The following is a 14,598-nucleotide window of genomic DNA, read 5'->3' on the forward strand; positions in this document are numbered from 1 at the left end:
GATGAGCGGCCGGCCCGATCTCTCCCGCTGCGTCGTCTGCATCCCGGCGCGGAACGAGGCGGAGCGCCTGCCGCTCCTGCTCGCGTCGCTCGACGGTCAGACCGGGCTGGCGACGCGACTGCGCGTCGTCGTCCTGGCCAACAACTGCACGGATGGGACAATCGCGGCTCTCCGGGCCGGGCAGACCTCGGGCGCCTGGACGGCGCTGGAGATCCGGCTGATCGAGGCGGTTCTCTCCGGGGCGGACGCCCATGTCGGCACCGCGCGCCGCATGGCGCTCGAGACGGGCGCGGACTGGCTCACACACGATGGCGTCCGGGACGGGGTTCTGCTCACCACCGACGCGGATGCCCGCCTGCCGGCCAACTGGGTTGCGGCGAACCTGCGGGCGCTCGAACACGCGGACGTCGTCGGCGGCCGCCTCGTGATCGACGAAGACGGCGATGCGGATCCCCGGCTTGCCGATCTCCACGCCCGGATCGAGCGTTACTGGTCCGGGGTCCGGCGCCTGGAGGATCTGCTCGATCCGCCGCCCTACGACCCCGCCCCGCGCCACGGCGACCATACCGGCGCCAGCCTCGCCGTTCCCGTGGCGCTCTACCGCGCGGTCGGCGGTCTGCCGCCGCTCCCCTGCGGCGAGGACAACGCGCTTGTCGGGCTGCTGCGCGCCCACGGTGCCCGCCTGCGCCACTCTCCGGATGTACGCGTGCTGGTCTCGGCCCGGCACCAGGGCCGGGTTTCTGGCGGGATGGCCACCGAGATGGCCCGCCGCGCCCGCGTTCTCGCCGGCGAGGCCTATCTGCTGCCGGAGGCCGCCCACTGGCAGGCGCTGATCCTGCGCCGGGCGGCCCTGCGCCGGGCCTTCCACCTCCAGCCTCCGACCCGCGCCGCCGCCTGCGCGCGGCTCGGCCTCGACGCCGACGATCTCGCGGCGATCGGCGAATGCCCCAACGACATCGCCTTCGTCGAGCGGGCCGACCGGATCCTCGAATCACGCAGTCCGCCGGCGCGGGAATGCCCCCTCGACCGGGCGCTCGCCGACCTCGACAGCCTGGCCCTGTCGCTGAAGGACGCCGCGTGACCCGCGGCATCGGCTGGTACGTCCACCATCAGGGCGCCGGCCATCTCCAGCGGGCGCGGGCCGTGGCCGCCGCCCTGCCCCGGCCCTGCACGATCCTCGGCACCCTCGCCGGCTTCGACACCGCCGGGCTCGACAGCCTCGACCTGCCCGACGACCGGCCGCTCGGCGCCGCAACCTTCGAGGGCCGGGACGGCGCGGCCGAACGGCCGGAGGCATTCCATTACGCACCCCTGAACCATCCCGGGCTCCGGACCCGCATGGCGCGGATCGCCGAGTGGGCGGCGCGAACCGACCCGGCACTCCTCGTGGTCGATGTCTCGGTGGAGGTCGCGTTGTTTGCGCGCCTGCTCTCGGTCCCGACGCTGGTGGTGCGGCTCGCCGGAACCCGGACCGACCAGCCACATCTGGAAGCGTTTCGGAGTGCGAACCGGCTGCTCGCACCGTTTCCCGCGGCGCTGGACGGCGCGGGTGTTCCAGACTGGGTCCGCGCCAAGACGGACTACGCAGGTTTCCTCGGCGGATCGGCCCAGGCCGCCCCCGCGGCGAGCCGCGACATCGTGGTGGTGTTCGGGCGCGGTGGCGCGGGGGGCGACCTGTCCGCCCTCGCCGCGGCAGCGCGGTCCGTGCCCGACCGATTCTGGCACGTCCTCGGACCGGTCTCGGGCACCGGCCCGACCCCCGCCAACCTGCACCTGCACGGCTGGGTCTCGGACGTCGAACGCTGGATCGCCCGAGCGGACCTGCTGATCGGCGGCGGCGGCGACGGCGTCGTGGCCCTGGCGGCGGCCCATGCCCGACGGTTCCTCTGCCTGCCGGAGATGCGGGCCTACGGCGAGCAGACCGAAAAGGCTGCCGCCCTCGCCCGGCTCGGCGCCGCCATCGTGCACGAGGGCTGGCCGCCGGCCTCGGCATGGCCGGATCTGATCCGGGCGGGGCTCGCCCTCGATCCGACGGCGATCGGCCGATTGCACGCTTCGACCGCTGTGGCCGACTGTGCCGCAGCAATCAATGCGCTGGCTGCTTCGTTCGAGCGCGCATGAAAAAGGCGCCTGCCGGATCGGCAGACGCCTGTTCGGCGCGACGGGACTCGGTGCCGGATCTTACGAGATCAGGTCCAGCTTGGACGCCTCGATCCCGTCGGCCCGGATCGTGTCCGGAACCGCAGAGAAATCCCGGTATCCGGCCTCACGCGCCATGGCGTCGAGGGCTGTCTGCTCGTCGTTGGCAGCGTCGGTCCAGAGCACCGCGCCGCTCTTCGTCTGCTTGATCTGAAAGATGCTCATCGAACCTTCTCCGGCGACGAGAGAACCATTGTTGAGACAACGCCGCGGTTCGCGGCGGGTTGCAGGCAATCCGTTGGAAAAGCGCTAGGTCTCGTCGCCCCACCTCATGCGGCGCGTGGTCCGGCGACGGCCTCTTGAGCAGGCGCTATACTCGCCTGCGTCGAAGACCCTGCGCCATGAAATCGCCGACCTACTCAGCGAGGGAGTGGCGTAACCAATCGAGCGCCGACCGTGAGGCCCCCGTCGTGACATCTTTCCGTTGGCGTGCGTATCGCCTCGGCCTTCTGTGCGGGCTCGCGGTTCTCGCCTCGGCACCGGCTTTGGCCGTCGAGAGCGCCGCCGTTCCCGATGCCGCCGCCATTGCCCCCGCGGTCACCGTCGTTCCGGCCGAGAGCCGCGAGATCGTCGAGCGGGCCATCGTCACCGGCACGCTGGTGCCCCGGGACGAGATCCTGGTCTCCCCTGAGGTCGAAGGGCTGCGCATCACCGAGTTGCTCGTCGAGGAGGGCGACCGCGTCACCAAGGGCCAGGTGCTCGCCCGGCTGTCCCTGGAGATGCTCGCCACCCAGGAAGCCTCGAACGCGGCGGCGATCGCCCGGGCCCAGGCGGCGATCGTCCAGGCTCAGAGCCAGATCGTCCAGGCGGAGGCCGCCAATGTCGAGGCCAAGCAGGCCTTGGAACGCGCTCAGTCGCTCGCCAAGACCGGCAACGCCACCGCGGCCGTGCTGGAGCAGCGCGTCTCGGCGGCGCAGGGGGCGGAGGGCCGCCTCGCCGCCGCAAAGGGTGGGGTGCAATCGGCCCAGGCCGACCTCGCCACCGCCCGGGCCGCCGGCTCCGAGATCGCTCTGCGGCGTGCCCGCGCCGATATCCGGGCCCCGGAGGCCGGGGTCGTCAACCGTCGCACCGCCCGGATCGGCGCCACCGCCACGGCAGTCGGCGAGCCCCTGTTCCGGCTGATTGCCCGCGGCGAGATCGAACTGGAGGGCGAGGTGCCTGAAACCTCGCTGGCGCGAATCCAGGTCGGCAACCCGGCGAGCCTCGATCTGGATGATGGCCGGCATCTCCAGGGCAAGGTGCGCCGCGTCTACCCGGAGGTCGACCGCGCGACCCGCCTCGGCAAGGTCCGCATCCGCCTCGGCGACGATCCGGCCCTGCGCATCGGTGCGTTTGCCCGCGGCAGCGTCGAGGTGGCGCGCCGCACGGGTATCGCGGTCCCGGTTTCCAGCCTGCTTTACGCAGCTGACGGCCGGGCCAGCGTGCTGGTGGTGAAGGACGGCCGCGTCGAAGCGCGGACGGTCGCCCCGGGCCTGTCGGCGGATGGGTTCACGGAACTCCGCTCGGGCGTCGCCGCGGGCGAGAGCGTGGTGGCCCGCGCCGGCAGCTTCCTGCGCGACGGCGACCGGGTGCGCGCCGTTCCGTCGCCGAGCAATACCCCCATGGCCGCCCCGATGGCCGACGCGGACCCGCGGTAGGACCGATCCATGCGCCTCAACGTCTCCGCCTGGGCGATCCGCAAGCCGCTGCCCTCGGTGGTGCTGTTCCTCGTCCTGATGATCCTCGGGCTGGTGAGCTTCCGCGCCCTGCCGATCACCCGGTTCCCGAACATCGACATCCCGATCGTCTCGGTGACGATCACCCAATCGGGCGCCGCGCCGGCCGAGCTTCAGACCCAGGTCACCAAGTGGGTCGAGGACTCGATCGCGGGCGTGAAGGGCGTCAAGCACATCCTGTCGACGATCACGGAGGGCATCTCCACCACCACGATCGAGTTCCGGCTGGAGGTGAACCAGGATCGCGCGACCAACGACGTCAAGGACGCCATCGCCAAGATCCGCCAGAACCTGCCGCGGACCATCGACGAGCCGATCGTCTCGCGCGTCGAGATCGCCGGCCTGCCGATCATGGTCTACGGCGCCTCCGCGCCCGCCATGACGCCGGAGGACCTGTCGTGGTTCGTGGACGACGTGGTCGCCCGGGGCTTGCAGAGCGTGAAGGGCGTAGGCGGCGTCGAGCGCCTCGGCGGCGTCGCCCGCGAGATCCGCGTCACCCTGAAGCCCGACCGGCTGCTGGCGCTGGGCATCACCGCAGCCGATGTGAACCGGCAGCTCCGCTTGACCTCGGCCGACATGGCCGGCGGCCGGGCCGAGGTCGGCGGCCAGGAGCAGTCGATCCGCGCGCTCGCCGCCTCGGGGAGCCTCGACACGCTGGCCAAGACCTCCATCGTGGTGCCGGGTAACCGCAAGGTCCGCCTCGATGAGCTCGCGACCCTGTCGGACACCGCCGAGGAGCCCCGCACCTTCGCACGCTTCAACGGCGAGCCGGTGGTGGCCTTCGCGATTTCCCGGGCGAGCGGTGCCAGCGACGCCGTTGTCGCGGAGGGTGTGGCCAAGAAGATCGCGGCGCTGCATGCGGCCAATCCCGACGTGCGCTTCGACCTGATCGACACCAGCGTCGTCAACACGATCGGCAATTACCACTCGGCCATGATGGGCCTGATCGAGGGCTCCATCCTCGCGGTCGTGGTGGTGCTGCTGTTCCTGCGCGACTGGCGCGCGACGCTGATCGCCGCGGTTGCGCTGCCGCTCTCGGTCCTGCCGACCTTCTGGGTGATGAGCGCGCTGGGCTTCTCGCTGAATGCGGTCAGCCTCCTGGCGATCACCCTGGTCACCGGCATCCTGGTGGACGACGCGATCGTCGAGATCGAGAACATCGTCCGCCACATGCGGATGGGGAAATCGCCCTATCGCGCCGCCCTGGAAGCCGCCGACGAGATCGGGCTCGCGGTCATCGCGATCACGGCGACCATCATGGCGATCTTCTCGCCCGTGTCGTTCATGGGCGGCATCGCCGGGCAGTATTTCAAGCAGTTCGGCCTGACCATCGCGGCGGCGGTGTTCATGTCGCTGCTGGTCGCGCGGCTGATCACGCCGCTGCTGGCCGCCTACTTCCTGCGCGACCACGGGCCGGACCACGAGCGGGACGGGGTCGTGATGCGCGGCTACACGCGCCTCGTGGCGTGGTCGGTGCGGCACAAGTTCATCACGCTGGTGCTCGGCATCGCGTGCTTCGCCGCGTCCATCGCCTCCACGGGTCTCCTGCCCGCGGGCTTCCTGCCGGCCGAGGATCAGGCACGCACGCTGTTCGTCCTCGAACTGCCGCCCGGCGCCCGGCTCCCCGATACGGTGAGGCTGAGCGACGCGATCGAGCAGAAGATCCGGGCGCTGCCCGAGGTGAAGAGCGTGTTCGTGGATGGCGGCCGGCAATTGCCCGGCAAGAAGGAGGTGCGGCTCGCGACGCTGACCATCAACCTCACGCCGAAGAACACCCGCCACCGCACGCAGAAGCAGGTCGATGCCGAGATCGCCGCGATCCTGCGTGAGGAACCGGATCTCCGCTTCTGGGCGCTGCGTGAGAATGGGCAGCGCGATCTGGCGTTGATCATCGCGGGCCCCGACAAGGCGGTCGTCGCCGATGTCGCCGCGCGGCTCCAGCGCGAGGCGGCGCAGATCCCGCACCTCGTCAACGTCATGTCGACGGCGCCGCTCGATCGCACCGAGGTCCGGATCCGGCCGAAGCCGGCGGTGGCGGCCGATCTGGGCGTCTCCACCGACACGATCGCCGAGACCGTGCGGGTCGGCACGATCGGCGACATCGGCATGAACCTCGCCAAGTTCAACGCCACCGACCGGCAGATCCCCATCCGCGTGCAGCTCCCCGAGAGCCTGCGCGGCCGGCTCTCTGAGTTCGAGACGCTGAAGGTTCCGGTGAAGGGCGGGGCCGCCGTGCCGCTCGCCACCGTTGCCGATATCAGCCTCGGCCAGGGGCCGACCGGCATCGACCGCTACGACCGCGCGGTGCGTGTCGCCCTCGAAGGCGACATGCAGGGCACGGACGCGCTGGCCGAGCTGATCAGCCAAGTGATGAATCTCCCCGCTGCGAAGAACCTGCCCCCCGGGGTGACGATCAGCCAGACCGGCGACGCCGAGGTGATGGGCGAGGTCTTCGAGGGCTTCGCGCTGGCCATGGGCGCCGGGCTGATGATGGTGTTCGGCGTGCTGATCCTGCTGTTCGGCAACTTCCTGCAGCCGCTGACCATCCTGTTCTCGCTGCCGCTCTCCATCGGCGGCGCGATCCTGGCGCTGCTGATCTGCCACATGCCGATCTCGATGCCGGTGGTGATCGGCATCCTGATGCTGATGGGCGTGGTCACCAAGAACGCCATCATGCTGGTGGATTTCGCCGTGGAGCAGATCCGCGCCGGAGTCGATCGCAACGAGGCGATCGTGGACGCCGGCCGCAAGCGCGCCCGGCCGATCGTGATGACCACGATCGCCATGGCGGCCGGGATGGTGCCCTCCGCGCTGGCCTACGGGATCGGCGGCGAGTTCCGCGCGCCCATGGCGGTGGCGGTGATCGGCGGGCTGATCGTCTCCACGGTGCTGTCGTTGGTCTTCGTGCCGGCGATCTTCGTGCTGATGGACGATCTCTCGCGCTTGCTGAAGCGGCTGTTCGGCCGCTTCGTGGGCGAGCGGGACGATCCGGAGGATGCAATGGCGTTCGATCCGGCGCATCCGGCCAATGACGGGCGTCCCGCGCCGCCGCGGATCGCCGCGGAATAGGCGATCCGCATTGCGCACCGCGCCGCGATGCGCTGTGACTCCCGCCGGCGAATCGAACACGGAACGGGGTAGCGATGTCGGGTGGTCATGGGGCGGTCGAGGGTTCGAACAAGCGTGTCGCGCTGCTGATCTCGATCCTGGCTTTGTTCCTCGCCTTCAGCGAGACCCTGGGCAAGGCATCGCAGACGGACTCGATCGGGTCCAATGTCGAGGCCGCCAATCAATGGGCCTATTTCCAGGCCCGCACGATCCGCTCGACGGTGCTCAAGACCGCCGACGAGGCGCTGGCGCTCGTGCCACCCGGTCCGAACCAGGACGCCATCGCGGCCAAGCGCGCCGAATGGGCCAAGACCTTGGCACGCTGGGATTCCGAGCCGTCGACCGGCGAGGGTCGCAAGGAACTGTCCGAGAAGGCCAAGGCCTCCGAAGGCCGGCGCGATCTCGCCTTGCTGCGCTATCACCATTACGAGCTCGCCTCCGCGGCGTTCCAGATCGGTATCGTGCTGGCCTCCGCGGAGGTGATCACCGGGATCGCGATCCTGGTCTTCGCCGGCGGCTTCCTGGGGCTGGCCGGTGCGGCGCTCCTCGGCTTCGGCTATCTCGCGCCGCACGCGCTGCCGTTCTTCCACTGAACACCGACCACCCGGAACGGCGGCCCGAGGCCGTGATCGATCACGATTGATCCGTCCGACACTCACGCACTGGACGCGCGCGCCAGAAGCTTATGTTGTCGGCATCTTCCAGGGGGAACGATGTCAGACCATTCCGAAGACCAAGGTCGCCTGACGCGCGTCGCCAGCGCGATCTTCATGCACACCGAACATGCGATTTACGCGGCGCTCGGGCTCTTGTTGGCGCTCACGGCCCTGGTGGCGCTGATCGACGCCGCCGGCCTGACCTGGGAAGCCCTGCGCGCGCTCGGCGGCGCACAGCAGATCCTGGAGGTGGTCGACCGGCTGCTGTTCCTGCTGATGCTGATCGAGATCCTGCATACGGTGCGCGTCTCGATGCAGTCGGGCACGCTGACCTGCGAGCCGTTCCTGATCGTCGGGCTGATCGCCTCGATCCGGCGGGTTCTGGTCATCACCCTCCAATCGTCGGAGATCATGCACGCCAAGGATTGGTCCCCCGAAAAACAGGCGCTGTTCCAGGCCTCGATGATCGAGCTGGGTGTGCTGGCGGGGCTGATCCTCACGATGGTGTTCGCGATCTTCCTGCTCCACCGCGCCCGCGACGACGGCCGGCCGGCCGGTGAGGAAAACCCAAGCGGCGAAGCCTGACAGCATCGCGGCTCGGCGGCAAAGCACCTGCCAAGCAGAGTCGCGCGTGCTATGCTCGATTCCATGAGCCTCGTCTCGCTCGATACTCTGGCGATCGCACGGAAGCTGCAGGCGGCCGGGTTTTCCGACGTCCAGGCCGACGCGGTCACGGGTGTGATTCGCGATGCGCGCGAGGGCGACCTGACGACCCTCGTGACGAAGTCCGATCTCAGCGCTGAGACCGCTTTGATCCGGTCCGATCTCAGTGCCGAAACCGCTTTGATCCGATCCGATCTGAAAGCGGAGACCGCTCATGTCCGGTCCGATCTGACCGCTGAGATTGCCCTCGTTCGATCCGATCTCAGCACCGAAATGGCTCTGGTCCGGTCCGATCTGAAGGCGGAGATTGCCGTCGTCAGGTCTGAGTTCAGAACCGAGATCGCCGACACGCGGTACGAGATCCTGAAATGGGTACTGTCCGCGATCGGCTTTCAGACCATCGTGGTCGTCGGCGCAATCGTAGCGCTGACCAAGGGGCTGCACTGATCAGGCGCGCAGGCATCGCTCAATTCATCCGCAGGATCGCGGCGTTGAGCAGCGTCGCGAAGGCGACCCAGACGGCGTAGGGCACGAGGAGCCAGGCCGCGAGCCGGTCGAACCGCCACGTCAGCCGGATGGTCCAGAGCACCATCACCAGCAGCATCGCAACCACGATCAGCCCGGCGCCGATCGCGTGGGCGGAGAAGAAGACCGGCGTCCACGCGGCGTTGAGCGCGATCTGGACCAGGAAGGCCGCGAGCGCCAGCCACCAGCCCTTGCGGCTCGGCCCGGTGCGCGGCATCGCGCCGAGCAGCCGCCAGAGCGCGATCGCGATCATCGTGTACAGGATCGTCCAGGCCACCGGGAAAACCCAGTCCGGCGGGTTGAACACCGGCTTGTTCAGGCTCGCGTACCAGCCGGGGATCTCGGCCTGGGTCGAGACCGAGCCGATCGCCGCGGTCACCGCGATCGGCAGGATCGCCGCCGCGAGCCTGAGCCAGCGCGGCAGGGCGGAGCCTTCGGGGACCTGTGTGGCGGCGGCTGTCATCGTGTGGGTCTCCGGGGCGTGCGGCTTGTCGAAGGCGGCGGCCCGTGGCACGCGCCCCACTCCATCCGCCGAGAATCTCCAGATGACACAGCCTTACGCGCCGCAGGCACCGACGGATACACAGCCCGACGGAACGCCGGCTTTCGCGCGAAAGAGCCTCGCCGCCCAGGCGATGGGCCGGATCGAGCCCGAGACCCGGGCCGTGGTGATGCCGCTCCACGTCGCAACGACTTTCATCCGCGACCCCGACAACGGCTACAGCTCGGGCTACTGCTACGCCCGTCCCGACAACGCCACGGTGCGCGAGGCCGAATCCGTCCTGGCGATGCTGGAGGCGGCCGAAGCCGGCACCCTGCTGTTCGGTTCCGGAATGGCGGCGGCGACCGCGGTGTTCGGCGCCCTCGAACCGGGCGATCATGTGGTCGCCGGCACCGTCATGTACTGGGCGCTCAAGCGTTGGCTGCGCGAGGAGGCGCCCCGGCGCGGGCTGAGCCTGACCTTCGTGGACACGGACGATACCGAAGCGCTTCGCGGCGCGGTCCAGCCGGGACAGACCAAGCTCGTCTGGATCGAGACGCCCGGCAACCCGCTCTGGACGGTCACCGACATCGCCGCCGCCGCCGAGATCGCCCATGCGGCCGGCGCCCGACTGGCGGTCGATTCCACCGCGGCCTCGCCGGTGCACACGCGCCCGCTCGAACTCGGCGCCGACATCGTGATGCATTCGGCCACCAAGATCCTCAACGGTCATTCCGACGTGGTGGCGGGCGTGCTGGCGGCTGCGCGGGACGACGCGTTCTGGGCGCGGATTCGCGGGATCCGCGCCGGCAGCGGCGGCATCCTCGGGCCGTTCGAGGCCTACCTGCTGATGCGCTCGCTGCGCACCCTGCACCTGCGGGCGGCGGCGCAGTCCGCCGGCGCCCTGCGGCTGGCCGAGCGCCTGCGCGGGCACCCGCAGGTGACCCACGTCCTCTACCCGGGCTTGGCCGACGATCCCGGGCATGCGGTCGCCCGCCGCCAGATGCGGGACGGGTTCGGCTTCATGCTGTCGATCCGGATCGCGGGCGGCGAGGCCGGCGCCATCGCGGCGGCGGCGCGCGTGCGGCTGTGGAAGCGCGCCACCTCGCTCGGAGGCGTCGAGAGCCTGATCGAGCATCGCGCCTCGGTCGAGGGTCCGGGCAGCCCCTGCCCGACGGACCTGCTGCGCCTGTCCACCGGCATCGAGGATACCGACGACCTGTACGCGGATCTGGATCAGGCGCTGCGCGCGGGTCACACGGGTCTCTGATCAGCCTGGACGCAACACTTCTTGAGCCGGAGACGGAGTGGATGGCAGCGCCGTCCCAGTGTTTGAGGCCAAGCGTTCCGGGACATCGGCCTCACAAAGCGCGCCGCTTTCCCGGACGCCTGGATCGCAGTGGAAGGCGATCCGGGACCCAGCACCCAAAGCGCAGCGCAGCGGCACCGAATATCGACGCTTCGCGCCGTCTCACGCTGGATCCCAGGTCACATTCCGCCCACGCTCCATCTGCCCGGGACAGGGGTGCGCCAGGATGACCCCGGTAAGTCGCCTCTGATTCGCCGAACATCCCAGGAGCGCAGGATCTGGCAGATCCCTCCCGTCCCGCTCGCTCAGGCAGCCTTCACGCTGCCGAGGAAGGTGCTGACCTCCTGCGTCAGACTTTCGGAATGCCGCGACAGGCCCTGCGCGGCGCTCAGAACCTGGGCGGCGGCCTCGCCGGTCCGGCTCGCCCCCTCGCGGACACCCGCGATGTTCCGGGTCACGTCCTCGGTGCCGCGGGACGCCTCCTGCACGTTGCGGGTGATCGCCCGGGTCGCCGCGCCCTGCTCATCCATCGCTGCGGCGACAGCGGTCGCGTAGCTCGACATCTCGCCGATGATCCGGCTGATCGCCTCGATCTCAACGACCGCCTCGTCGGTGGCGCTCTGGATCTCACCGATCCGCTCACCGATCTCACCAGTGGCCTTCGCGGTCTGCTCGGCCAGTTCCTTGACCTCGCCGGCGACCACCGCGAAGCCCCGCCCGGCGTCGCCCGCCCGCGCCGCCTCGATCGTCGCGTTCAGCGCCAGCAGGTTGGTCTGGCTGGCGATGTTGGCGATCACGTCCACGAAGGTGGCGATGCGGCCAGCCGTGGAGGCCAGTCGGCGGACCGTGGCACCGCTGCGCGTCGCGCCCTCGACCGCCCGCTCGGCGATCTGCGCCGAGCGGGTCACCTGCTCGACGATCTCCTGCACGGAGGCGGCCATCTCCTCGGTCGCGGATGCCACGGTCTGCATGTTGCCGGAGGTTTGCTCGGCCGCGCCCGCCACCGTCACGGCCTGCTGCGTGGCTTGATCCGCCACGCCCGCCATGGTCCGGGCAGTGACCTCCATGTCGCCGGCGGCCTCCGCCAAGCTCCGGGTCAAAGCCGAAATCGTATCCTCGAAGCGCGTGGTGATCTGATCGAGCAAAGCGGCCCGACGCGTCTTGGCTTCGGTCTCGACGGCGGCGGCTTCGTCGGCCGCCTGTTTGGCCAGCATCGCATCCTTGAAGATCTGCACGGACCGGATCATCGCGCCGACCTCATCCCGCCGCTGTCCTCCGGTGACGGTCGCGGTCAAATCACCGGCCGCCAGCCGGCCCATCAGGGCAGTGGTGTGATCGAGGGGACGGATCACCCGGATCAGCACGGTGTGCAGGCCGAACAGGAGGGCAAGGGCCGCCGCCGCCAGGAAGGCGATCAGGATCAGTCTGGCCCGAGACGCCGCCTCCCGCGCCTCCTCGTACCCGGCGCGCGCCGCCCGGAGTTGCAGGTCCGTCAGCTTCGACAGGGCCGCGACGGTCGGCGCCATCATCTGGTTGAGGCCGAGATGTGCCGCACTGTAGCCGTCGAGGTTCCCTGCGCGAAGCCGCTCCAGGATTCCGGCAACGATCACCGCGTTCCGATCGATCTGCGCCTGCATGGCGGCAGCCCGCCGCTTCTCCTCCGGCGTGAGCTTGGTTGCGAGATAAGCGGCCCATTGCTGGTTGAGGTTGGCCAAGCCCGCCTCGATGCGGCCCGCGGCCTCTTGGGGTTTAGCGGCCTGTTCCCGCGCCTCACGCGAAGCGTCGACGATCCGGTCGTAGGCCTCACGGATGCCCAGAAACTGGCTGAGCGGCACCACGCGATCCTCGTACGCCGACCGGAGACTGTCGTTGCTGCTGGACAGGGCCAGCTGACCGATCACGACGGAAGCCAGCAGGAGGGTTCCGAGCAGGGTCAGCAGAACAATCAGCCGCCCCTTGATCGTATTGACCCTCATCATGTTCGCTCCCCTGACATTCACGTGATGCCATAGGGCCATACCGGCCTGCGTTCCAGTTTTTTGCAACATGAAAGCTCATATTCTATCGAACGATGTCTTTAAGATCATGCCATCGCATCGCTCAATAATTGATCTCGATTGACTGATATCTACATTACAAGCTAGATTGATTAGCGATGCATCCGGCATCTCCGCCGGCCGGCATCGGTCCAGATGGGACAGTACCGCCAGCTTCCGGTGCGTCGGACGATCAGACACGGACATCCGCGCGGCGCCGTTGCCGCTGGCGGGTGCCGAAAGGCAGATTGGCGCGTTCTGAACGGGTAGCCTTCCGCGGGCCTCCCTCTCTCGCGAGTCACGACCACCATGAAGCCGACGTCCTCCGCCCTTGCCGCCCTCCTGCTCGGGGTCATCGCCGGACCTGCCCAAGCCGACGCTGTTCCGGATCTCGATGTCGAGCAAACCTGCCGTTCGGCGCAGGTCGCCAACACGTCGATCAGCGATCAGGCCAATTACGACGGCTGCCTTCGCTCGGAGCGGGAGGCCAAGAAGGAGGCCGCGCGGAACTGGGGCAACTACACCCCGGCGGCCAAGCGGCAGTGCCAGAACCAGTTCAAGGCAGGCGGCTATCCCTCCTACGTCGAGATGGTGACCTGCCTGGAACTCGCCTCCGGTACGGTCCCGACCCAGAGCAACGACGGCGGCGCGGCCGTCGGCGGCCCCGGGTCACCGCGGGACGTGAAGGCGCAGCGGGAAGGCGGCGCCAACCTCACCAAGGAGCCGCCGGCGACCCAGCGCACGAACCCCCTGAAGGTGCTGGACGGCAAGTAGGCCGCACACCCGCGCATGCATCAGGCGCCGACGCGCAAGCCGGTGAACGCGTGCTATGGGCCGAAGTCCAGCCCCTCAACGCGCCGCCCGCATCCGTGAACGCCCTCGCCATCATCGCCCCGATCTTCGGGATCGTCCTGATCGGCTGGATCGCGGCGCTCGCGGGACTGCTCTCCGACAAGGTCAGCGATGGCCTGTCGGAATACGTCTTCGCGGTCGCCGTGCCGGCGCTGATCATCGCGACGCTGACGAAGCCGGGCATGAGCGGCACCGTGGCGTGGTCCTACTGGGTCTCGTATTTCGGCGGGGCCGGCCTGTCGTGGTTCGTCGGCACGCTGATCGCCCGGCGGCGGGCCGGGATCGAGCGGCGGGGCGCGATCCTGCACGGCTTCGCGGCCAGCCAATCGAACACCGTGTTCGTCGGCGTGCCGATGATCCTCCAGGCCTACGGCGAGGACGGCGCGTTCCCGCTGTTCATGCTGCTCGCCGTCCATTTGCCGCTGATGATGGGCAGCGCGACGTTCCTGATCGAGTCCGATTCCGGCCTGCCGATCCTGGCGCGGATCCGGGGCCTCGCCCTGGTGCTGCTGAAGAATCCGATCTTCGTGGCGCTCCTCGTCGGCATGGCCATGAAGAGCCTGGGTGTCACCCCCGCCGGGATGGTCCGATCCCTGATCGATGCCTTCGCGGGCACCGCCTCGACCTGCGCGCTGGTGGCGCTCGGCGCCGGATTGAAGCGCTACCGGGTTCTGTTCGATCTCAAGGGGGCGCTGGTGATCGCGCTGCTGAAGAACATCCTGCACCCGCTGGCGGTGTGGGTGCTGGCCTTCCACGTCTTCAACATGCCGCCGGCCTATGCCGGGGTCGCCACGCTGTTCGCCGCCATGCCGGTTGGGATCAACGCCTACCTGCTGGCGGCCCGCTACCGGACCGAGACCGGAATGGTGGCGGCCTCCGTGCTGGTGTCCACCCTGCTGGCGCCGCTCACGACCCTGGCCTGGCTGATGCTCCTCGGCCGGGCGTGACGGCGGCGCCCCGGCGTCACCGCGCGCGTTGGACGACGGCCGGTGCGGGTCTACTGTGTCGCCAAGCGCGAGCCCGCGAGGCTCCACGCAACCCTGCAGGCGAGGAT

The 14,598-nt window shown here is 69.4% G+C and carries 13 protein-coding genes; 10 read left to right on the forward strand and 3 right to left on the reverse strand.

Translation table 11 applies throughout. From position 1 onward, the window contains the following. Position 1 precedes the first annotated feature (1 nt). Both MKK84_RS07655 and MKK84_RS07660 read left to right on the forward strand, forming a co-directional pair. The gene (locus MKK84_RS07655) at positions 2-1,081 is read left to right on the forward strand and encodes a glycosyltransferase (protein ID WP_243918266.1); all 1,080 of its coding nucleotides are present in this window, start codon (positions 2-4) and stop codon (positions 1,079-1,081) included. Continuing rightward, entirely contained in the window at positions 1,078-2,121 is a 1,044-nt protein-coding gene (locus MKK84_RS07660; protein WP_243918276.1) for a glycosyltransferase, read from the forward strand. The genes MKK84_RS07655 and MKK84_RS07660 overlap by 4 nt, the downstream gene beginning before the upstream one ends. Before the next feature lie 60 nt (positions 2,122-2,181). Here the strand turns inward: MKK84_RS07660 and MKK84_RS07665 are convergent, their stop codons facing one another. After that, the gene (locus MKK84_RS07665; protein WP_243918278.1) at positions 2,182-2,364 is read right to left on the reverse strand and encodes a hypothetical protein; all 183 of its coding nucleotides are present in this window, start codon (positions 2,362-2,364) and stop codon (positions 2,182-2,184) included. A gap of 176 nt (positions 2,365-2,540) precedes the next feature. On the opposite strand from MKK84_RS07665, the gene MKK84_RS07670 reads away from it, so the two are divergent. The 5 genes from MKK84_RS07670 to MKK84_RS07690 all read left to right on the forward strand — a co-directional run bounded on the left by MKK84_RS07670 (position 2,541) and on the right by MKK84_RS07690 (position 8,788). Next, positions 2,541-3,836: an efflux RND transporter periplasmic adaptor subunit gene (locus MKK84_RS07670; protein ID WP_243918280.1), complete on the forward strand. Its 1,296-nt coding sequence runs from the start codon at positions 2,541-2,543 to the stop codon at positions 3,834-3,836. Positions 3,837-3,845: 9 nt separating this feature from the next. Next, positions 3,846-6,983, forward strand: coding sequence for an efflux RND transporter permease subunit (locus MKK84_RS07675; RefSeq protein WP_243918282.1), 3,138 nt, complete (start codon positions 3,846-3,848; stop codon positions 6,981-6,983). Between the two features lie 74 nt (positions 6,984-7,057). Beyond that, the gene (locus MKK84_RS07680; protein ID WP_243918284.1) at positions 7,058-7,615 is read left to right on the forward strand and encodes a DUF4337 domain-containing protein; all 558 of its coding nucleotides are present in this window, start codon (positions 7,058-7,060) and stop codon (positions 7,613-7,615) included. 120 nt (positions 7,616-7,735) lie between these two features. Then, positions 7,736-8,263: a phosphate-starvation-inducible PsiE family protein gene (locus tag MKK84_RS07685; RefSeq protein WP_243918287.1), complete on the forward strand. Its 528-nt coding sequence runs from the start codon at positions 7,736-7,738 to the stop codon at positions 8,261-8,263. Positions 8,264-8,314: 51 nt separating this feature from the next. Then, on the forward strand, positions 8,315-8,788 hold the full coding sequence (locus MKK84_RS07690; protein ID WP_243918289.1) for a coiled-coil domain-containing protein: 474 nt from the start codon (positions 8,315-8,317) through the stop codon (positions 8,786-8,788). Between the two features lie 19 nt (positions 8,789-8,807). Here MKK84_RS07690 and MKK84_RS07695 read toward each other — a convergent pair whose 3' ends face one another. Then, on the reverse strand, positions 8,808-9,329 hold the full coding sequence (locus MKK84_RS07695) for a TspO/MBR family protein (protein ID WP_243918357.1): 522 nt from the start codon (positions 9,327-9,329) through the stop codon (positions 8,808-8,810). Positions 9,330-9,411: 82 nt separating this feature from the next. On the opposite strand from MKK84_RS07695, the gene MKK84_RS07700 reads away from it, so the two are divergent. After that, positions 9,412-10,617: a trans-sulfuration enzyme family protein gene (locus MKK84_RS07700; RefSeq protein ID WP_243918291.1), complete on the forward strand. Its 1,206-nt coding sequence runs from the start codon at positions 9,412-9,414 to the stop codon at positions 10,615-10,617. A 344-nt stretch (positions 10,618-10,961) separates the two neighbouring features. Here the strand turns inward: MKK84_RS07700 and MKK84_RS07705 are convergent, their stop codons facing one another. Further along, complete coding sequence (locus MKK84_RS07705) at positions 10,962-12,635, reverse strand: methyl-accepting chemotaxis protein (protein WP_243918293.1); 1,674 nt, start codon at positions 12,633-12,635, stop codon at positions 10,962-10,964. A gap of 366 nt (positions 12,636-13,001) precedes the next feature. On the opposite strand from MKK84_RS07705, the gene MKK84_RS07710 reads away from it, so the two are divergent. Together MKK84_RS07710 and MKK84_RS07715 are read left to right on the forward strand one after the other, a co-directional pair. Next, positions 13,002-13,466, forward strand: a complete 465-nt coding sequence (locus MKK84_RS07710; RefSeq protein ID WP_243918302.1) for a hypothetical protein — start codon at positions 13,002-13,004, stop codon at positions 13,464-13,466. Between the two features lie 95 nt (positions 13,467-13,561). Beyond that, positions 13,562-14,491: an AEC family transporter gene (locus MKK84_RS07715; RefSeq protein WP_243918359.1), complete on the forward strand. Its 930-nt coding sequence runs from the start codon at positions 13,562-13,564 to the stop codon at positions 14,489-14,491. Positions 14,492-14,598 lie beyond the last annotated feature (107 nt).

The sequence above is a fragment of the Methylobacterium sp. E-065 genome (assembly GCF_022829605.1).
Taxonomy (GTDB): Bacteria; Pseudomonadota; Alphaproteobacteria; order Rhizobiales; family Beijerinckiaceae; genus Methylobacterium.